The 19,026-nt window shown below is 67.9% G+C and carries 18 protein-coding genes; 4 read left to right on the top strand and 14 right to left on the bottom strand.

The window, feature by feature from the left end; translation table 11 throughout:
• Positions 1-12: 12 nt before the first annotated feature.
• The 13 genes from ACP4XC_RS21435 to ACP4XC_RS21375 all read right to left on the bottom strand — a co-directional run bounded on the left by ACP4XC_RS21435 (position 13) and on the right by ACP4XC_RS21375 (position 12,090).
• Positions 13-960, bottom strand: a complete 948-nt coding sequence (locus ACP4XC_RS21435; protein ID WP_427172752.1) for a PASTA domain-containing protein — start codon at positions 958-960, stop codon at positions 13-15.
• 2 nt (positions 961-962) lie between these two features.
• Positions 963-1,436 carry a hypothetical protein gene (locus tag ACP4XC_RS21430; RefSeq protein WP_427172750.1) on the bottom strand — a complete coding sequence of 158 codons (474 nt, stop codon included), beginning with the start codon at positions 1,434-1,436 and terminating at the stop codon, positions 963-965.
• On the bottom strand, positions 1,433-1,990 hold the full coding sequence (locus tag ACP4XC_RS21425) for a phage tail protein (RefSeq protein WP_427172749.1): 558 nt from the start codon (positions 1,988-1,990) through the stop codon (positions 1,433-1,435). Before ACP4XC_RS21425 ends, ACP4XC_RS21430 begins: the two co-directional genes overlap by 4 nt.
• Positions 1,983-4,688, bottom strand: a complete 2,706-nt coding sequence (locus tag ACP4XC_RS21420) for a baseplate J/gp47 family protein (protein ID WP_427172748.1) — start codon at positions 4,686-4,688, stop codon at positions 1,983-1,985. Before ACP4XC_RS21420 ends, ACP4XC_RS21425 begins: the two co-directional genes overlap by 8 nt.
• Complete coding sequence (locus tag ACP4XC_RS21415) at positions 4,685-5,119, bottom strand: GPW/gp25 family protein (RefSeq protein ID WP_427172747.1); 435 nt, start codon at positions 5,117-5,119, stop codon at positions 4,685-4,687. The genes ACP4XC_RS21420 and ACP4XC_RS21415 overlap by 4 nt, the downstream gene beginning before the upstream one ends.
• Positions 5,116-5,454 (bottom strand): hypothetical protein, encoded by a 339-nt coding sequence (locus tag ACP4XC_RS21410; RefSeq protein ID WP_427172746.1) that lies wholly within the window; start codon positions 5,452-5,454, stop codon positions 5,116-5,118. The genes ACP4XC_RS21415 and ACP4XC_RS21410 overlap by 4 nt, the downstream gene beginning before the upstream one ends.
• Positions 5,454-6,989 (bottom strand): phage baseplate assembly protein V, encoded by a 1,536-nt coding sequence (locus tag ACP4XC_RS21405; RefSeq protein WP_427172745.1) that lies wholly within the window; start codon positions 6,987-6,989, stop codon positions 5,454-5,456. Before ACP4XC_RS21405 ends, ACP4XC_RS21410 begins: the two co-directional genes overlap by 1 nt.
• A 58-nt stretch (positions 6,990-7,047) precedes the next feature.
• Positions 7,048-7,827, bottom strand: a complete 780-nt coding sequence (locus tag ACP4XC_RS21400; RefSeq protein ID WP_427172744.1) for a hypothetical protein — start codon at positions 7,825-7,827, stop codon at positions 7,048-7,050.
• Position 7,828: 1 nt separating this feature from the next.
• Positions 7,829-8,896 carry a hypothetical protein gene (locus ACP4XC_RS21395; protein WP_427172743.1) on the bottom strand — a complete coding sequence of 356 codons (1,068 nt, stop codon included), beginning with the start codon at positions 8,894-8,896 and terminating at the stop codon, positions 7,829-7,831.
• Between the two features lie 187 nt (positions 8,897-9,083).
• Positions 9,084-9,575: a phage tail protein gene (locus tag ACP4XC_RS21390; RefSeq protein ID WP_427172742.1), complete on the bottom strand. Its 492-nt coding sequence runs from the start codon at positions 9,573-9,575 to the stop codon at positions 9,084-9,086.
• Between the two features lies 1 nt (position 9,576).
• A complete protein-coding gene (locus tag ACP4XC_RS21385; protein WP_427172741.1) occupies positions 9,577-10,887 on the bottom strand; it encodes a phage tail sheath family protein in 1,311 nt (436 codons plus the stop codon).
• A gap of 13 nt (positions 10,888-10,900) precedes the next feature.
• On the bottom strand, positions 10,901-11,533 hold the full coding sequence (locus ACP4XC_RS21380; protein ID WP_427172740.1) for a hypothetical protein: 633 nt from the start codon (positions 11,531-11,533) through the stop codon (positions 10,901-10,903).
• A gap of 71 nt (positions 11,534-11,604) precedes the next feature.
• Positions 11,605-12,090, bottom strand: coding sequence for a MarR family winged helix-turn-helix transcriptional regulator (locus tag ACP4XC_RS21375; protein ID WP_427175194.1), 486 nt, complete (start codon positions 12,088-12,090; stop codon positions 11,605-11,607).
• Between the two features lie 198 nt (positions 12,091-12,288).
• Between ACP4XC_RS21375 and ACP4XC_RS21370 the strand changes: the two genes are divergently transcribed.
• A complete protein-coding gene (locus ACP4XC_RS21370) occupies positions 12,289-14,538 on the top strand; it encodes an MMPL family transporter (protein WP_427172738.1) in 2,250 nt (749 codons plus the stop codon).
• A 37-nt stretch (positions 14,539-14,575) separates the two neighbouring features.
• Here the strand turns inward: ACP4XC_RS21370 and ACP4XC_RS21365 are convergent, their stop codons facing one another.
• Positions 14,576-15,517: an NAD-dependent epimerase/dehydratase family protein gene (locus ACP4XC_RS21365; RefSeq protein ID WP_427172737.1), complete on the bottom strand. Its 942-nt coding sequence runs from the start codon at positions 15,515-15,517 to the stop codon at positions 14,576-14,578.
• 133 nt (positions 15,518-15,650) lie between these two features.
• Here ACP4XC_RS21365 and ACP4XC_RS21360 point away from each other — a divergent pair, with 133 nt between their 5' ends.
• From ACP4XC_RS21360 to dnaK, 3 genes are all read left to right on the top strand, one after another.
• Positions 15,651-16,367 carry a TetR/AcrR family transcriptional regulator gene (locus tag ACP4XC_RS21360; protein WP_427172736.1) on the top strand — a complete coding sequence of 239 codons (717 nt, stop codon included), beginning with the start codon at positions 15,651-15,653 and terminating at the stop codon, positions 16,365-16,367.
• A gap of 125 nt (positions 16,368-16,492) precedes the next feature.
• Complete coding sequence (locus ACP4XC_RS21355; RefSeq protein WP_427172735.1) at positions 16,493-16,891, top strand: hypothetical protein; 399 nt, start codon at positions 16,493-16,495, stop codon at positions 16,889-16,891.
• 264 nt (positions 16,892-17,155) lie between these two features.
• Positions 17,156-19,024, top strand: coding sequence for a molecular chaperone DnaK (dnaK, locus tag ACP4XC_RS21350; RefSeq protein ID WP_427172734.1), 1,869 nt, complete (start codon positions 17,156-17,158; stop codon positions 19,022-19,024).
• Positions 19,025-19,026 lie beyond the last annotated feature (2 nt).

Below are 19,026 nucleotides of genomic sequence, written 5' to 3'. Positions count from 1 at the left end.
CCGGCCTAAGGCTCAGGGACTGATTACTTTCTCGCAGATCCCGGGGAACTTCTTGCAGATGTTGACGTCGGGGAAGACGACCCCGGTTTTCCGGATCTCCGTGACCACTGCTACCCGGCTGCCGGCGTTTGCCTGCGCGCCCGGGGCGGGTTCCACTCCCGACACCGCACAGTAGTCGTAGATCAGGGCGTTTGACGGCCGCGGCGGGGACACCGTGCAGGCGGAGTTGGCGGCGAAGACCAGCTCAAGCTTCGAGGCGGCCAGTTGGGTCTTGGCGTTTTCAACCGAAGTGTTGAGGACGCTCGGAACTGTCACTTTCACGGGTTTGGCCACTTCGAGTTTCACCGTGGAACCACGGCCCGCGGTGGTGTTGGCGCCCGGGTCCTGGTGCAGCACCTGGCCCTCCGGAGCCGGGTCTTCCTTTTCGCTTGTTGACACCGTAAATCCGGAGTCCTTCAGCAGCTGGGTTGCTTCGCCCACGGGCTTTCCTTCCACGGCCGGGACATTGACGTCCTTCAGCAGGAACCAGACCACACCGCCTATCACTGCCAGAAGGACGACGGCGCCCATCACCCAGACCCAGGGAAACCCCCGCTTGGCCTTCTCCGGCGAGGTGGGCTGGGGCACCACGAGGGTGACCACGTGGGCCTGGTCCGCGTAGTCCTCGGGGGCATAGTCGGCCGAGTACGCGATGAGTTTCACGGGGTAGCTGCCAGGCGGCGCTTTCGTGGTATCAAAGGCCACGACGTATTGCTCCGTGGCGCCAGCGGGAATGGTCCGCAGCGGATTTGCAATGGTGGCGAAGGTAGGGGCGGCGGGCGTGGCGGCCTGGCTTGGGAATGCCCCGAGCACGACTCGTTCCGGCTCCATTCCCGCGTTGGTTACCGAGGCCGCCAGCGAACCCTTGCCGTTCTTGAGCTCCACCTCCGGCGAACTGAGCGTCATGGTGATGCTGGTCATTTTCATCCTCCTGCTTCCAGTAGCTGCACGGCGCAGCCGCCCGCGGACAGGCAGGTGACGCCCAGCTGCCCGCCCGATTTCCCAAACGTCAGGGGAACGGTCTTTCCAGGATCCACGTGCTGTCCGATCCTGGTTCCTTCCACGACCACCTCGATGTCGATCGCCTGCTGTGGAACCAGGGTGGCCCGCTTCGTGGGCGGCCCAAGGCCGAAGGCGCCCCCAAACGGCTTGATCAAGAACGCGCAGCTCCCTGCCACCAGCAGCTGCCGTCCCGTGGCCGTGCACCCGCTGGAGCCTTCCAAGTCTCCGGCCGTCAGCGAGGACCCCTGGGCCGCGCCAGCGAACGAGTCCTGCCAATCCCTGGCGCCGGGGCGGTTGCCGCCCCCGCAGCTGACGCCCACCAGCAGCACCGTCACTGCGACCGCTGCGCACACCGCAACGATGATGACGGGCCGCTTACCGGCAGCGCCACTCACGGCTGGCCGTCGTGTCCGGCCGCGGACTGCTCGGCCACGACGATCTCGTCCGTGACATGGGCCGGCTTGATGCCCTTGACTATGCGCCGGATTAGGTTCATCTGCCCCGCCCCGGAGGCCGGCACGCTGACCCGAAGGTGGAAGGCCCCCGGCACTGCATCCACCGCGAACCCGCGGAGGCCCGTGGCCAGCTGAAGGAACCGGGTCAGCCCGTCCACCGTGCCCCGGCGTGAGGACAGCTCGGACGCCGCCGCAATGAGGTCCCGCTGGCGTGCGGCCGGAATGCCGGCCCCAGCCGATACGGCGGCGTCGGGCGCCGGCAACGTGAGCCAGTCAAGGTCAACCCACCGGGACAGGAATGGAACCAGCGACGACGGCACCCGGCCCGGGTCCGGAATCGTCTCCACCCGGTCCAGGAGCCCGCGGACGGGCTGGTGCAGGTCCTCCGCCACAATCAGTAGGGCCTGAAGGGGAGGACTGTGGGCCGCCGCGACCTGGAACACCTCGGGCAGCACCTTCAACAGGGCGGGTTGGGGAACCGGCGTTTCAGTCACGGCCGTGCACCACCTCGATCCGATGATCACCGGAACAGAACAGCCAGGTCTCCGGCAGCGTTACGACGTCTTCCACCACGCGGCGCCCGCAGCTGCGCCACGAGGCGGCGCCATCCAAGCTGCGGTAGATGCCCCGGGGACCCGCGGCCAGGATGACCGGGGAGCCGCCGACGCTGCCGTTGTTGCTGTTGCCTCCCCCGTCTCCGGTGCCCCGGTCTCCGTCGCCGCCGTCGACGCCGTCGACGGCCAGAACCGCGCCGGACACCGAGCGCACCGGCTCGAAGCGCGTCCGGTCCCGGAGCGGCAGGCCGCAGTTCACGTCCGGGACGCTCCACGCAGCGGACGCCCCACCGAGTGGAAGACGCAGGACACCGCCACTCTGGGTGGCTGCAAAGGCGGCGTTACCCGTCACATGCACTCCCCAGCAGCTCCCCCCTGTCCAGCCGGCGCTGAACTGCTCCCACGAGTCCGGGAGCGAATCGAGGCTGGTGCGGGCCAGCTCGTCGATCTTGAGCCGAAGGCACCCCGTCCCGGTCCCTTCCGGCACTGAGCGGCCCACCCACACGTAGCTCGCGGCGCCGTCGTACTGAATGGCCATGCACCGGATGTCCTCGCCGGCAGCCTTGACCTGTTGAAAGGACCCCGCGGCGGCGGCATCGGGTGAGAGCCAAATACCCGCGGATGCCTCCGCCGCCACGGCTACGCCTGTGCGGCCCCGGACATCAACGAAAGCGTCCACGGCATAGAAGCCGCGGTCCGGCTGCGACGCATCCACCAGATTCTGCACCGGGATGGACCCCTCGCCCACGGGGAGTTCATAGAGCCCGCGCTCGCCAGCCAGAAGCAGCACCGCTGCCCCCTGCCGGTCCACCCAGCAGAGGTCCGCGACGACGAACCCGAGTTCCGCGGCGAGGCGCCACGATTCGCCAAGGTCCTCGCTGATGTGGATGCGCGAGCCGGTCGCGGTTATGGTGGCCACCGCCACCATCCCGGGGTGTTTCTCCGGACCTAAGCGGCCTGGGGCGGGGGAACGGAAAGGGGCAATGGAGCGCACGGTTTCCGAGCCTCCCGGAGCATCACCGAACTCGGAGCAGGCCTCCCAGCCGTCGCCTGCGTTGGTGGTGCGGAACAATGTTCCCTGTTGCGCCACAAACCAGGTCCGGGGCTGCCCGTCCGCCTGCACCAGGGCCGTGGCGTCGGTGTCCGGCACCTTGTCCACCTCCAGCTGCACCCGGTCCACGTACTGCACCCCCGGCTCGGCCTCTTCCATGGCCCGGTACAGATTGGAAACACGGAGGGGCTTGCCGAAGCCGGAGCCGTAGCCCGAGCTTCCCTGCGCCAGCGGGCTGATCGCGGCGGACAACCGGCCAATGATCCGTGACCTGACCGCTTCCGTGTCCTCGTCGCTGCGCACCACGATGCGGGCGTCCACGAGCACCTGCTTGTAGTGGCCCCACCGCACCACGGGCTCAGCACCCACCGTGGCCCTGCGCCGAAGGTACCCCTCCACGTCCGCCCGCACCTCGTTCGTGGCCACGGCCTGCAAGTCCGCCGCTTGGATCGGGACGGAGCCGGCTCCGCGCCCCGGCACGAACGGCACCATTACCACTTCCACTTCGCCGGGTTTGGCAAAAGCCCAGAGATCCTTGCGGGTGAACGCCCGGGCTCGGGCCACCCCGCCGTGCCGCGCGGCCAGCACCTCGTAGTCCCGCACAGTGACGGCCCGGTCCCTCGCCTGGAAGTCCTGGGGGGCCCGGCGCAACGCGTTCTCCAGGGACTCGCCGTCCCGGCCGCCCGTAGCCGGTTCCGGATTGCTCACCCTGACCCCGGTCACCGGTGTGCGGAGGACTGTCAGCTGACCGGCGCCCACATTGCCGCGCTCCCCGCCCCCGGCCCTGTACCAGGCGCGGATCTCGGCACCGGGCCCGGGTACGGTCACGTCACCGGCGCCGTCACCGGCGCCGTCACCGGCAGGATTGACTGCGCCGGCGGCCTCATCCCACCACGCGAACATCGCTACCCCGGCGCTGCGATCGATCTTCACGGCCAGCTCGCCCGGATCGGCATCGGCGAAAGCCTCCACCTCACGGCAGTAGCGGAAGCGCTTGCCGTCCACGAGGACCGCCTCGCCACTGCGGAGCCTTGCTCCGGCCGGCACTTCGACGGCGACCGACAGGCCGGCCCCGGACACAATCGGGGCGTTGGGGATCACGAAGCTTTGCCCGGGACGCCCGTTCCCGACGCCGATCGGCACGGCGTCGTACAGAGTCACGTCGGCGGCGGGGATCAGAACGCTGGGCTCGCCGGCCGCCAGGATGCCCGGGACCGTCGTCGTGAAAACGGGCTGTGGCGCGCCGGGAACACCGGCAACGCAGCCCACCTGGGTGCCACGGGGGATGCGGAGCTCGTCCGTGCCCGGGGTGGCGCGGCTGAATTCCAGCATGGTTTCAGCCGTGCTTGGCGGGTAGAGGCTGGTGCCGAGGAGGTTCAGGAAAACTGCGTAGAGCTTCTCCGGCACCCGGTTGAGCCGGTAGAGGAGGGTCTCGGTCATAAACGCAAAAGCCTCCAGGATCACAATGCCGGGATCATGGACGGAGAGGTCCGTCCATTCGGGATCGATCTGGCGGATGCGCTCGCGGGCCGCGGCGACCAGCTCGGCGAAAGTCCGGTCATCGAGGTTAGGTACGGGGATACTCACGGGGCTCCTCCGGAAGCAACGGGGACTGCGACGGCGATTTCGTCCTCCCGCTCGGTGGTGCGGACCCGGTATCGCAGCCGGACCTCCAGCAGTTCCGGGGTTTGCACCGGCCGGCTTGCATCGAGGGAAAGGACATTGATGCGCGGCTCCCATTGCTCCACCGCGCGCGCCACGTAATGGATGGCGAGGCCCGCCGTGGTGTCATCCGCGGGTGCGAAAGCCAGCCGGAACAAGTGGCAGCCATAGGTGGGACGGTTAACGCGTTCGCCGGGCCGGGTGCTCAGCAGGAGCAGCAGCGCCTGCCGGACGGAGGCTGCATCGGTGACCACCGCGAGGCGCCCCGCCGGGGTGAGCCGTAACCCGGGCAAGCCTGCGCTGGCGTCAAAATCCGGATGGATGAAGGCAACGGACCGGTACCGGGGGGCGCTCATGCTGCTGCCTCAACGAATCCCTGGCCCGGGCGGCGCACCGTGTACTTCACGGCTCCGGGCGGGGTGCCGTCCGTGAATCCTTCCACAGTGTCCAGGCAGACCGCCTTTGCGTTGATCCGAACGAATGCCGAATAGCCCTTCTGTACCAGGAGGGTCCTGTTGCACGGCTTGATGTTGATGCCCACGTTCGGGCACATGGCAATGTCCCGGCCCTGCGGATCGTGGTCCACGAGTACCGGCAGCCCGGCAACCCGGACCCACTGTTGCGAGGGCATGTTTTTCACCAGGCCGTCGTGTCCGCAGCGCAGGATCGCCGCCGTCACCAGCAGCTTCATCAGGCCTCCTCGAAATCCACGGTCTTGGCACGGATCCGCATCGCCTTGCCGGGCGCCTCCAGGACGAGGTCGGTGGCAGCCGTGATGCGGAGAGTGTCCGGGCCAAGTTCCACCATTGACCCGTGTCCGTCGCTGAGACGGATGCTGCGCGCGTTTCCGTCCATCACGATCTCCTGGCCGTCGCGGCTCCTGAATGTGTAGCGGCTTTCCCGGGGTGTGACGACCTGCGTGTCCGGCGGCTGGTCCGCGCCGTACAGCCCGCCTAGCACCATGGCCTGGGCCGGATCCGACGCCGGCAGCAGCACCAGCACCGTGTCCTCCGGAGCCGGCGGTGCCACCAGGCCCTTGCCGGCGCCCGCCCCCGCGAAGAGCACCGGCGCCCATGGGGTCTCCAGCTGCGGAAAGGCCGGAAGACGGACCTTCGCCCGGCCGCGGCCATCGGGATCCTCGACGTCGGCCACCACTCCCAGCGTGAAGACGTCCGGCCTGCGTTGCGGCGGAGCGGCCGGCGGGCGTGTGGAGACGGTGGTTTCGTAGCCGGTGTCGTCGATGCGGTGGGTCACGGAGGTCACTGCGTACGTGCCCTCCAGCGAGGATGCAATGCCGCTCACGCGGACCCGGGAGCCCGCCCGGAGCCGGGGGTCGCCATCGGCGACAAATACGGCGGTGACCTGACCCGCCGCGCGGACGTCGAGCTCCGCCTGCGCCAGACTGTCCGCGAGGGTCTCCGAACTGAGGGGTTCGTTCTCGCGCAGGAGGTCTCCTCCGCCGCCCACGCTGGCGAGCACGGGATCGGCGCCGACCCGCGGGCCGGCCGTGCTGCTGGGGGCGGAGGCGGTCTGGAAAGAGGCGTCGTCCGCGCGCCAGCCGGCGGTCCGCGCCCCCGCAAACGCTGGCTCCTGGCTGATTTCCACCTCCGCGGAATGCAGGCTGGCGCCAAGTTCCAGCTCCAGGGCCTCTCCTTCGCCGGCCAGCCCGGGCAGCCGCAGCGTGCCGTCGTCCACCACGGGAAAGACCCCCACTCGGGCGCTTTGTTCCACCAGCAGGCTGAGGTCCGAGCTCGCGCACTGGTACACGTTGCCCAGCGCGACTCCGCCCCCGGTAACCTGCAGGCCGGTACCTTCGCAGAGCTTTCCAGCGAGCCGGGCCAGATCCATGTCCGGGTGCAGACGGGTGAACTGCCGCTTGCGGAGCCGGTGCAGGGCATCGTAGGCACGCACACGGATTTCCTGTGACCGATCGGCACCATACACGTACTCCACCACCGTTACTTCACCCACGAACAGCGGGGCCCGGTAGCCGCCCACCTCCACCCGCAGGGCGTCACCGGTCCCGGGATCCACGCTCCCTCCGGACGAGCGCGCGCCGGGACCGCCGGGCCGGCCCGGACCCGGGCGCCAGCTGATGAGGCACTGCGCCGGACGGGCCAGGGTGCTGAGGACCTGGACGGATACGATCGCGGCGGTTTCGGCCGCCGTGAGGCGGCGCCGGCCGAGGGTCACGATCAGTTCGGGCAACCCCTGCAGCTGCCTCACGGCCTGTCCGCCCTTACCGGCCGTCCAGACCATGCGGACCAGCCATTGCCGCGGCCCCTCATGGGGTTTCCCCCATCGGCGGGACGGCGAGCGGGCCGGCGAAGCGGGCCGGCGAAGCGGGCCGGGTCATCGATGTTGTTGTACTCAAGCAGCAGTTTCCACAGCAAGGGTGTACCGAAGGCGGCGAGGGAGAGCCTGCCCAGCTCTCCCGGGGGAACCTCCGGAACAGCGGTGCCGCCGTCGGGCGCTGTTCCTGCCGCCGCGCTTCCGGGTGTGCCGCCGTCCCCATAGACGGCCAAGGTGTCCACGGGCGGAGCGGTGAGGTCAACCGGGGGCAGCCGCTGGGCGAGCTCGTAGTTCTCGCCCCTTCCTCGTCCGCGCTTTGGCCAACCCGCACAAAGACCATCCGCATCCAGGAGCGCAGCGGAGAACCGTCCGGTGAGAAGCGGTCGAAACGCTCCGCCACTTCCGTGACGATCCCCGGCACGTTCCACGCCCGCCCCCACACAAAACGGACGGACGGGGGACGCCGCTGGCGTTCCACTTCCGCCGAGTTCTCCGCGAGGGCCCAGATGGGCCGGGTCATTTGGCGCACATCCTGCACGTGGAAGTTCGCGGGGGCCAGATCCACGTCGAACAGCAGGTCCAGCCGCAGCTCAGTGTGGCCGCCACCCGTGAAAAGGAGCGGATCGTCGGCAAGTCCGGTTCCGGTGAGCTTGCCGCCGGCGGACCGCCGCGGTTCCACGCCCGCAGTCCGTGACATAACCACGCTCTCCGGGTTCAGCAGGCAGCCCAGGTGCTCACCGGTGTCCTCAATCAGGAATGCCACCCGTTCCATGTCAGAGCGCCCAGTGCTCGGTGTGGAGCCGGAGGTGCCGGGTCATGGATTGCTCGATTCTCTCCGGCGGCAAGGCCACGGCGCCCGTTGCCGGAAGCACGGGCAGTTCGGGCCAGTTTCCGGTGAGCGCGGGAGCCGGGCCCCGCTGCCCGTCCGGCTGCCCGGCAGTGGGAGCGCGGTCTGGATATTTGTTGCTGAGCCGTTGCGCGGGGCCCGCGACGAAGGCAGGTCTCCCGGCAGGCGGTCCAGCCCCAGCACCGTTGTCGGAGGGAATTGCGGCGGGCGGAAGAACGACGACGGCGCCCGGGCGGGTGTCTTCCCGCCCGCCTTGCGGTGGGGGTGGGACCTGCTGGAGCCGGGCGGCCTGGAGTGGGAGCTGTTGACCTGCGGCCTGGAAGACCGTCCCTGACCCGGCGGCCGGGTGTGAGGTGACGGAGGGGGTCTCGCCGGACAGTTCCGAGGATTTGACGGAAGCTGGCGGCAGGCGGAACGGGATCCCGGGCGGGGGATTTCCGGCCGTGGGCATCACGGCCGGAGAGATCCCGGCAGGGCGGGCTTCAGGTGCGGGCCGGTTCCGCAGGCCAACCAGCAGCCGCGGGACCGCTGGCAGCCGGACGCGGTCTCCGCTGGCCTCCCCTTCCTGGGACGGCCCGTCCGCGTGGACCTCGGCGTCATTCCCCCGCTGTGCCGATCCAGGCCGGTGCTGCCAGCCCGCGGAGGGTCTCTCCGCATCAGCCGGGCGGGCCGCCCGGTTCCGGCTCACGCGATCCCCGGAGCTCCCCCTCATTGCCGCGGACAACGGCTCAAGCCCGCCGCCGCCGACGGCCCAGTCCGTGAAGACCCCAGACCCGATCCTTCCCCGGGCGCTGGACCACGCCCTCCCCACGGTGCGCCCCGCATGCCGCCGCCCCTTGATCGCGCCGGGCGCGCCGGCCATCCATGGCGCCGCCGGAAGGGGGACCGTTTCCGAAGGGGCCTCTCCCGGCACGCCCTGCCCCGCACAGTGCTCCCCGCTGACCAGACCGGCGTCCCGCAGGAGCCGCACCCAGTGCGCCGGCGCGCCAGTCACGTCGAAGCCCCTGGCTGCTCCTGTAGTACCCGCCGCCGGGCTGCCCGGCGGCCTTCCGGCCGCCTGAGGAGGCGACTGTGCCCACGGCATGTCCGGCCCGCGCGTGTCCTCTAACGGCGAGGGCACCTGCTGGTCCGTGTCCGGCGCCAGCCTCGCGGCAGCCACCCTCAGTATGGCTGCGGCTGCGCTACGCCAGCGGTGCCCGGGCATCGTCAAGTTCCAGGCGGTCGTAGGCAATGCTGAGGGACTCGATGGCCAGGTTCTTGCCCAAGGCGTCCAACGGGGCGCCGAACCAGTCGCACGGCCAGGCCCCGATCAGGTTCCAGCGCCGGATCTCGGCCGAACCGGCGTCGTTGAGCATGGCGATGGAGACGTTGCGGCGCTCCACCTGGCCGTCCACCGCTTTGAACAGCCATTGCAGCATTTCCGTGGAATCGGTGAGGCCGTACCGCAAAGTTACGGGGGAGTATTCCACTTGGCCCGGGATCACCCGGACCGCGCTGTTTTCGCCGCCGGCGCGGAACAGGATCCTGCCGATCGACATGCCCAGGCCCTCCACCTTGGTGAAGTGTCCCTGGACCACGCCTTGGATGACCACTTTGAAGTTGTAGTCACGGTAAGGAGTGACCTGTACGCCGGGCTGGGCTGACGGGGCAGGGGTGCTTGCCTGGGTGGTCATCTTAGTCTCCCGCGTTTTCTATCTCGGTGGTATCAGCGGACTGCATGAGTTTGAAGACCACGAATTCGGCGGGCTTGACCGGTGCGATGCCGATCAGGGTGACGACCTGGCCGGCATCCCGGACCTCCGGAGGGTTGGTCTCCTCATCGCACTTCACGAAGAACGCCTGTTGGGGAGTGGTCCCCAGAAGTGCGCCGTCCCGCCACACATTGGTGAGGAAAGCGCCGATGTCGCGGCGGATGGACTTCCACAGCGTGTGGTCATTCGGTTCGAACACCACCCAGCGCGTTCCGGCGGCCACGGACTCCTTGATCATGTTGGTGAGGCGGCGGACGTTGATGTAGCGGTACTCGCTCGCCTCCGGCGCCTTGGTGCGGGCGCCCCAGATCCGGATACCCTCGCCGGGAAAATACCTGATGCAGTTCACGCCGGCCGGGTTCAGGACCTCCTGCTCGCCGCGGCTCACCCGGCGCACCAGGTCGAGGGCGCCCTGTATAGGCTCGTTGGCCGGCGCCTTGTGGACTCCTCGGGTGGTGTCCACCCGGGCCCACACCCCGGCGATATGGCCCGACGGCGGCTGGGTCACCTTCTTGCCGGATAGGGGGTCGGCCATCACGAGCCAGGGGAAGTAAAGCGCCGTGTAGCCGCCCGGTGACTGGGGTGCGCCGAGGTCATCCTCCCCTGCCGCCGCCCGACGGGCAATCGGGGCAGTCGCCGGAGTCGGCGAGGCGGAAGGCTTCACGCCGCCTTCGCCGCCGGCACCACCGTCCGACCCCTCAGCCCCGCTGTCCGGGTCCTCGGAACCGTGGTCCGGAACGCCGGACGTGGCAGCGCGAAGGAGTGCGCCGACGTCGTCAACGTCCTCCACGGTGTCCAGAATGGCCATCCGGTCCTGCCGGAGCGGGTGCTCCACGTGTGACTGCAGTGCGGCGTAGGCCTCGGCGCCGGTGAAACCCGGTGCGGCCACCATGGAAATGTCATCGATCGCCTCGAACAGCGTCAGCCCGGTGGGCTTGGCGGCTGTGCCGGTGAGGCTCCCGCCGGTTCCCACGTTCACCACATAGCAACGGCTTCCGCCGTTGGTGAAGAAACCGAACACCGCATTGGACAACGCGGTTCCTTCCGTGGCCTTGCCCGCGAACTGGTCCACGAACTGAGTCCAGTTGTCCAGCACCCGGACCTCGTGCAGGTGCGCGGACGCATCCGGGGCCACCCCCACGAACGCCCCGATGCCGGTGCTGACCTGGCCTATGGGGCGGGCGCCGCTGGGCACCTCTTGTACATACACTCCCGGCGCCTGGTAGTTCGCCATGGTGCGCTCCCTTTCATTCCCATCGGATCGTCACCGGCAGGGTATTGGTGGTTGCAGTGACTTGCCGTTCGGTGCCGCGGACTGTCACGGCGAAATGCTGGAGTTCGTCGGCGGAGGCCAGTACCTCAAACCGGCCGGAGTCATCGCTGACCACGGCGTTGGCGGACGAATGGGCGCGGATCCGCGCATGGGCAATGCCGTTGTCCTGGCTGTCCAGCAGCCGGCCGCCGATTCTGCGGCCGATGACGGTCTTTGCGATCAGAGGTTCCAGGACGGGCGGCCCGGAAGGCTCGTCTATTCGAACGGATACCGGGACCCGGACCAGGAAGCCCAACCCGGGCCGTTCTGTGTCCGGAGCGGTGGTGTACTGGCTGTGCCGCTCGACGGCGATCAGCAGCTTCTCCAGATTGTCCAGCTGGCGGGGCCCCCGGCACTGCAGCCAAACGGAGAGCTCAAGGTCGAGGATGGGCCCGTCCCGCCGGGAGCGGCCCACCGTCGTGAGGGCGGTCGGTTTGATGGTGACCGGTGCACCCGGGGGCTCTTCTGCCTCACTCCGGGAGTCGTCGTCGAGCGTGATTTCCTCTGGCGTGATGGCGTCATTGAGGAAACCGATGAGCTCGGTCAGCGACGATCGCACTACGCCCATGAAGTTGGCCCCCAGTCCACAGGATTCACGCAGAACTGATGCCTTAGGTTACTCCCGGGCAGAGCCTGGCGTCACGGATTTTCGGGTGGGGTGTCGTCGCGGGCCGCTTCCTCGCCGGCGCGTATGGTCGCCTCGATCATGGAGTTCATAAACCGAGTGGCAATCTCCAGTTCCTCCGGCGTGAAGCCAGCCAAGGCTGCGCCCATGTGACGGGCCAGCGGCAGGAACATTGCGCCGCCGTCGCTGTAGGCCTTCGGGGTCATCAGCAACTGGACCTGGCGGCGGTCCGTGCCCTGCCGTTCGCGGACCACATGACCCGAACTGTGGAGCCGGTCGATCAGCGCCGTTGTGGCCGGTGAGCTCAGGTTCAATTCCTTGCGGAGCACCCCGGGCGTGACCACCTCGCCCCGGGCCGTGTGCCGCATGATCACGGACAGCGCGTTGAGGTCGGTGCGGTGCATGGCATTGCGGCCCCCGGCGGCATCCACGTAGCGGTTGGCTTCAAGGGTGAATTCCTGCAGGAGCCGGACCAGCGGGGGCGGCCCGGGCGCGGCCATCGATTCCTCGGACACGGCCCACCTCCTTCTTCCGCTGGCTTTGTTCGGCCGGCTTTGTCTGCGGCGCCCTCCGGAGTTTACTCCTGTGGAGCGGGCTCAGCCCGGATAGCACACTTCGGACCTTGACTATCTCTATGATGGAGATACTCTATGATGGAATTGATTTTACCCCCGTCGAGGCAAAGATCAGAAGGACAGATGAAAATGACCCCACCCGGCACCGTGCGCGTCCCGTTCTGGCTGCGCTGGCTGGTTCCCGTGTTGCTCGTTGTCACCTGGCTCGCCATCGCCGGGATCGGCGGGCCCACCTTCGGCCGGCTCAGCGAAGTCTCATCCAACGACCAGGCCTCGTTCCTGCCCGCCGGCGCTGAAGCCACCGAGGCCCAGGCCTGGCAGGCGAAATTCCGCGACTCCAACGAAATTCCCGCGGTGATCGTGGTGGAAAATGACGCCGCGTTCACCCCGGCGCAGCTCGGTCAGGCGGCGGCGCTCAAGGGCAAGCTGGAGGCGCTGAAGGCCGGCAGTGCCGTCATTGGTCCCATCCCGGCGGAGGACTCCAAGGCCGTGCAGTTTGTGGTGCCCATTGCTTCTTCCGGCGAGGTGAAGGCCACAGTCAAGGCGCTGCGCGAAGAGGTCAAGGCCTCCGCTCCGGAGGGGATGCGGACCTTCGTTACCGGCCCGGCGGGCCTGGCAGCGGACCTGGTCAGCGCCTTCGCCGGCATCGACGGAATCCTGTTGCTCGTGGCCCTGGGAGCAGTGTTCCTGATCCTGCTGATTGTTTACCGATCGCTTTTGCTGCCGGTGGCGGTGCTGTTTACCTCGGTTTTCGCGCTCTGCGCCGCAATCCTGCTGGTCTTTGGCATGGCCAAACTTGGCTGGATCCAGCTCAACGGCCAAAGCCAGGGCATCCTTTCCATCCTGGTCATCGGCGCCGCTACGGACTACGCCCTCCTGTATGTGGCACGGTTCCGCGAGGCCCTGACCCACACCACCAACCGGACAGCCGCGGCACTGACGGCATGGAAGAGCTCCTTCGAGCCGATCCTCGCCTCCGGCGCCACGGTCATCATCGCCCTGATGTGCCTGCTCTTCTCGGACCTCAACTCCAACAAGGCCCTGGGCCCCGTGGCGGCCGCCGGCATTCTTTGCTCCCTTTTCGCGGCCCTGACGCTGCTGCCGGCACTGATGGCCCTGCTGGGCCGCGCCGCGTTCTGGCCGTTCCGGCCCAAGGTTTTGCCGGAGGCCGAGCGCGAGCCGGAGCTGATTACGGGGCTGGAAGGCCAGCGGGGACTCTGGCGCGCCACGGGAACCCTTGTGTCCCGCCGGCACCGCATCGTCTGGGTGGCCTCCGTGCTGCTGCTCCTGGCGGCGTCCGCCGGCGTCCTGCAGCTGAAGGCCAACGGAGTCCCGCAGACCGACGTCATCCTGACAGCCTCCAACGCCGTGGACGGCCAGGACGCCCTGGCCCGGCACTTCGACGCCGGCTCGGGCAGCCCGGCGGTCATCGTGGCGGACGAAGCCAAGGCCGACCAGGTGCTGGACCAGGTCAAGAAGACTGACGGCGTGGGGGACGCCTATCTGCTCGGCGCGGGCAATGTGCCTATTATTACCGGCCCGCCGGCAGTCCCGGGCGCCCCCGCTGCCCCTGCCGTTCCTGCCGTCCCTGCTGTTCGGGACGGAAAGGTGCTGGTCAATGCCACGCTGAACTTCGCCGCGGACTCCAACGACGCTGAAAACGTTGTGGTGGCGCTGCGGAACGCTGTCAAGACGGCGGACCCCGAAGCGCTGGTTGGCGGTGTGACGGCCACGGCGCTGGATACCAACACCACGGCGCAGCGCGACCTTGCCACCATCATTCCCGTGGTCCTGGCCGTCATCCTCGTGATCCTGATGCTGCTCCTGCGGTCGGTGCTGGCGCCGGTTCTCCTGGTGGCCTCCGTGGTCCTCTCCTACGGGGCGGCCATGGGCATTTCCGCCCTCGTGTTCAACAACATCCTTGGATTCCCGGGAGCAGACGCCACCGTTCCCCTCTTCGGCTTCGTCTTCCTCGTGGCGCTGGGGGTGGACTACAACATCTTCCTGATGAGCCGCGTGCGGGAGGAATCCCTGAAGCATGGCACCCGGGCCGGGATCCTGAGGGGCCTGGGGGTGACGGGCGGTGTGATCACCTCCGCCGGTGTGGTGCTCGCGGCCACCTTCGCTGCCTTGGGGGTTATTCCCATCATGTTCCTGGTGCAGCTGGCGTTCATCGTGGCGTTTGGTGTGCTGCTGGATACCGTATTGGTCCGCTCACTGCTGGTTCCGGCGCTTGCCTACGACCTCGGTCCGCGTATTTGGTGGCCGAGCCGGCGGGGACGCGCGGAGGTGGATGCCGCCACCCGGGTTCCGCCGATGGCGCCGTCGCCGGAATCCCCGTCCCCGGAATCCGCGGAGGCGGGGATCCGCTAGCAGGAACAACCCGTGCCGTGCCCCGATTGAGCCGCCGTCACTGTTCCTGGTCTCCCCACCAGGCAACGGTGGCGGCAGCCGCTTCATCAAGCGGGGTGGGCCGCAGCCCCAGGGCTGCTTCGCTGGCGCGCGAGTCCATCACGAATGGACGCTCGAACTGGTAGAGCATTTCAGCGATCTCCTGCATGGCCGGGGCGAAGATGGCCGCCATCCGCACCGCCCAGCCGGGGACAGCGGCCATTCGCGGTGCCCGGACACCGGCGGCTACCGCGAACGCTGCGGCGATCTGCCGCTGGCTCAGCGCAGGGCCGGTGGGCGCATGCCACACCTTGTTCCACGCTGCCGGATCCTGTGCGCCCCTGATCATGGCGGCCGCAAGATCCGGCACATAGGTAAAGGAGTGCGGCTTGTCCGCGTTCCCGATCACCTGGAGCGGCTTGCCCGCCAGAACCGGCCGGACCATGCGCTCGCCGGCGTGCGCGCCGCGGACCCTGGGGCCGAAAAAATCGGCCGCCACCACGCTGACGGTGTCCGTTGCGGAAGCGGCGCGGGCCCGCAGCAGCGCGGTGCGGATGCCACGCTTGCCACCCTGGGCCTTCCGCGGGCCCTCCTCGGTCATCGGCCGTTCCGGTTCGCTGTATGAGTACAGGCTTTCGGGAAAGACGACGACGGAGCCTTCCCGCCCGGCGGCAGCCATTACCGCCTGCTCCGCCTGCGGAAGCTCCCGCTGCCACGCCTCGGCGCTGTATGCGGAGCCATGGATGCAGTGGAACACCGCTTTGGCCCCGGCGAAGGCTGCGCCGAGCAGCGCGGCGTCCGAAGCATCCACGGCCAGCTTTTCGACGCGTCGGTGGTCCGGGCCGCTACCGGATCGCGTCAGGAGACGGACGGCGTGACCTGCTTCGGCGAGTTGTTCGGCAACGGTCCAGCCCACGGGCCCTGCACCCGTGACAACGTAAAGCTCAGAAAGCTCAGACATGATTGGCTTCTCCTTCGGTTTCTCCTGTTGGGAGAGCACTGCTCTCGCTTCAAGGATGGCGCTGTCCGCCCCTCCCGTCAAGAGCGGCGCTCTCTTTTGTTGACAGTGCTCGCGGTTGTGCGATGCTGAACGTATGCCTGAAGCACTCACGGCCCGGACCCCGCGGGAGCGGGCCAGGGCGCAGACCATTGCAGACATCATCCGGCTGGGCCGCGAACACTTGGCCCTTCACGGCGCCGCGGCCCTTTCCCTGAGGGCGGTGGCCCGGGACCTGGGCGTCGTGTCGTCAGCCGTGTACCGGTATGTCGACAACCGCGATGAGCTGCTCACGCTCCTGCTCATCGATGCCTATGGCGAGCTGGGGGATGCGGTGGACGACGCCCTGGGCCGTGAGGCGGATGATGATTTTCCGGGACGGTTCAGGGCGCTGGGACGGGCCGTCCGGAGGTGGGCCCTCCGGGAACCCGCCCGCTATGCCCTGTTGTTCGGCAGTCCCGTGCCCGGATACCGGGCGCCGGCCGAGCGGACCACGGAGCCCGGAACCCGCGTGATCCATGCCCTGATGGGCGTGCTCGACGCCGCCTGGCGCGCCGGCAAGCTGCATGACGAGCCTGCGTCCCCGGTGGTTATCCCGGAGGCCATGGCGGTGGACCTCGAAGCGATCCGCCGCGGGCTGGACGTGGCCGTTCCGGACGGACTCCTCGCCAGGGGAGCACTGGTCTGGACCTCGCTCTTCGGCGCCGTCAGCTTCGAGGTATTCGGCCAGTACGGCGAGGGAACGTTTGCGGCGAAGGATGAACTCTTCGATCACCATCTGCACGTCCTGGCGCGGGTGGCCGGCTTCAGGTGATGCAGGGAATGGCGCCGGAAGCCCGCGCCGGCAGTGCCCTGCCCCCCCTGTTGCCTTCCGGAGCGGCTGGATAGACTGCCCCTGCGTCCGCTCGGGCGTCCGATGCTTCCAGGAGGGATTCTTCCGTGTCCGAAAACAGCGAATTTGAAGCAGAAAAGCTCCCCGCCGGTGATCCGGAGCCGCTGGTCGCGGGCGACCGGGCTGCGGAGGACGAGGGCACCCTTGGGCCCGAGGGCGGCCAGTATGTCGGCGGTGACTATGGCGAGGCGGGCGTCGCCGGCCAGGACCTGACCGCCGAGGGTGAGGGGGCGTATCCGGAGGGCGACTATGGTGCCGGCGGCGTCCTCGAAGAGGAGGGCGCCGGCGTTGCCGAGGGTGAGTATGCGGCCGGGGACTACGGCAAGGCCGGGACTGCCGGCTCAAATCTTGTCACCGCCGATGATGCCGAATATCCCGACGGTGACTACGGGCGTGCCGGCAGCACAGGCACTGCCGGCAGCGCGCCGGACATCGAAGGCGAATAGTTCACGGAAAGCGAAACTTCCGCTCCCGCAGCCGTCCCCCAAAAAGCCCGGAATCACGCCGATGCGCCGCGGTGCGGTCCCGGCCCTGAGTCAAACTTGAGCGCAGTTCACTCAACTTTGGATTGACTTTAAGGTCGGCTTGAGTAAAGTTGAGTCTAGATCGCTCAATAAGTGGGCGTGCCTGAATTTTGACCAGCTCGGCCAACGGGCAGCAGCTCGAAAGCCGGGCACCAGATAGTTTCCAAGGAAAGAAGGAAGCAACACATGTCACGTGCAGTAGGTATTGACCTCGGAACCACCAACTCCGTCGTCTCCGTTCTCGAAGGTGGCGAGCCCACCGTAATTGCCAACGCCGAGGGTGGCCGCACCACGCCGTCGGTCGTTGCATTCTCCAAGTCCGGCGAAGTGCTGGTGGGCGAGATTGCCAAGCGCCAGGCCGTCAACAACATTGAGCGCACTATCGCGTCCGTCAAGCGCCACATGGGCACCGACTGGACCGTCGCCATTGACGACAAGAAATACACGGCGCAGGAGATCTCCGCCCGTATCCTCATGAAGCTGAAGAACGACGCCGAGTCGTACCTGGGCGAAAAGGTCACCGACGCCGTCGTCACCGTCCCGGCGTACTTCAACGACGCCCAGCGCCAGGCCACCAAGGAGGCCGGCGAAATCGCGGGCCTGAACGTGCTGCGCATTGTCAACGAGCCCACTGCCGCTGCGCTGGCGTACGGCCTGGACAAGGGCAAGGAAGACGAACTCATCCTCGTCTTTGACCTCGGCGGCGGAACCTTCGACGTCTCCCTTCTGGAGGTGGGCAAGGACGAAGACAACTTCTCCACCATCCAGGTCCGCTCCACGGCTGGTGACAACCACCTCGGCGGCGACGACTGGGACCAGCGTGTCGTCGACTACCTGCTGAACCAGCTCAAGGTCAAGGGCATCGACCTGTCCAAGGACAAGATCGCCCTGCAGCGCCTCCGCGAGGCATCCGAGCAGGCCAAGAAGGAACTCTCTTCTTCCACCAGCACCAATGTGTCGCTCCAGTACCTCTCCGTCACCCCGGACGGCCCGGTGCACCTGGACGAGCAGCTGACCCGCGCCAAGTTCCAGGACCTCACCAAGGACCTCCTGGACCGCACCAAGAAGCCGTTCCAGGACGTCATCAAGGAAGCGGGCATCAAGCTCTCCGAGATTGACCACATCGTGCTCGTGGGCGGTTCAACCCGTATGCCGGCTGTCTACGACCTGGTCAAGGAACTTGCCGGCGGCAAGGAACCCAACAAGGGCGTCAACCCGGACGAGGTTGTGGCCGTTGGCGCTGCGCTGCAGGCCGGCGTCCTGAAGGGCGAGCGCAAGGACGTGCTGTTGATCGACGTCACCCCGCTTTCCCTGGGCATCGAAACCAAGGGCGGCATCATGACGCACCTGATCGAGCGCAATACCGCCATCCCCACCAAGCGGTCCGAGACCTTCACCACGGCGGATGACAACCAGCCGTCCGTGGCCATCCAGGTCTTCCAGGGCGAGCGCGAGTTCACCCGCGATAACAAGCCGCTGGGCACCTTCGAGCTGACCGGCATCGCCCCGGCCCCGCGCGGAGTCCCGCAGGTCGAGGTCACCTTCGACATTGACGCCAACGGCATTGTGCACGTCTCCGCGAAGGACAAGGGCACCGGTAAGGAACAGTCCATGACCATCACCGGTGGCACCGCACTCTCCAAGGAAGACATCGACCGCATGGTCCGTGACGCCGAGGAGCACGCCGCGGAGGACAAGGCCCGCCGCGAGGCAGCGGACACCCGCAACACCGCCGAACAGCTCGCCTACTCCGTGGACAAGCTGATTGCGGACAACGCCGACAAGCTGCCTGAAGATGTCAAGACTGACGTCAAGGCCGACGTCGACGCCCTCAAAAAGGCGCTCGAAGGCACCGACGACGCGGCCGTGAAGTCCGCGTTCGAGAAGCTGCAGACATCCCAGACCAAGCTCGGCGAAGCCATCTACGCGCAGGCCGGTTCGCCGGACGGCGCCACGGGTGCAGCCGGTTCCGAGGGTGCTCCCGCGGGCGGGAAGTCCGCGTCGGATGAGGACATCGTCGACGCCGAGATCGTTGACGAAGAAGAGAAGAAGTAACC

This window comes from Arthrobacter sp. 92, assembly GCF_050260325.1.
GTDB lineage: Bacteria > Actinomycetota > Actinomycetes > Actinomycetales > Micrococcaceae > Arthrobacter.
Note: the sequence above shows the minus strand (reverse complement) of the source record. Positions and strands in the feature narration are given on the sequence as shown.

Bases quoted from the DNA above. Each gene is read 5' to 3' on its own strand.
- ACP4XC_RS21410 (WP_427172746.1), bottom strand. From the start codon at position 5,454: ATGAAGCTGCTGGTGACGGCGGCGATCCTGCGCTGCGGACACGACGGC.
- ACP4XC_RS21400 (WP_427172744.1), bottom strand. From the start codon at position 7,827: ATGGAACGGGTGGCATTCCTGATTGAGGACACCGGTGAGCACCTGGGC.
- dnaK (WP_427172734.1), top strand. From the start codon at position 17,156: ATGTCACGTGCAGTAGGTATTGACCTCGGAACCACCAACTCCGTCGTC.
- ACP4XC_RS21365 (WP_427172737.1), bottom strand. From the start codon at position 15,517: ATGTCTGAGCTTTCTGAGCTTTACGTTGTCACGGGTGCAGGGCCCGTG.
- ACP4XC_RS21390 (WP_427172742.1), bottom strand. From the start codon at position 9,575: ATGACCACCCAGGCAAGCACCCCTGCCCCGTCAGCCCAGCCCGGCGTA.
- ACP4XC_RS21360 (WP_427172736.1), top strand. From the start codon at position 15,651: ATGCCTGAAGCACTCACGGCCCGGACCCCGCGGGAGCGGGCCAGGGCG.
- ACP4XC_RS21415 (WP_427172747.1), bottom strand. From the start codon at position 5,119: ATGAGCGCCCCCCGGTACCGGTCCGTTGCCTTCATCCATCCGGATTTT.
- ACP4XC_RS21385 (WP_427172741.1), bottom strand. From the start codon at position 10,887: ATGGCGAACTACCAGGCGCCGGGAGTGTATGTACAAGAGGTGCCCAGC.
- ACP4XC_RS21435 (WP_427172752.1), bottom strand. From the start codon at position 960: ATGACCAGCATCACCATGACGCTCAGTTCGCCGGAGGTGGAGCTCAAG.
- ACP4XC_RS21380 (WP_427172740.1), bottom strand. From the start codon at position 11,533: ATGGGCGTAGTGCGATCGTCGCTGACCGAGCTCATCGGTTTCCTCAAT.
- ACP4XC_RS21375 (WP_427175194.1), bottom strand. From the start codon at position 12,090: ATGGCCGCGCCCGGGCCGCCCCCGCTGGTCCGGCTCCTGCAGGAATTC.
- ACP4XC_RS21370 (WP_427172738.1), top strand. From the start codon at position 12,289: ATGAAAATGACCCCACCCGGCACCGTGCGCGTCCCGTTCTGGCTGCGC.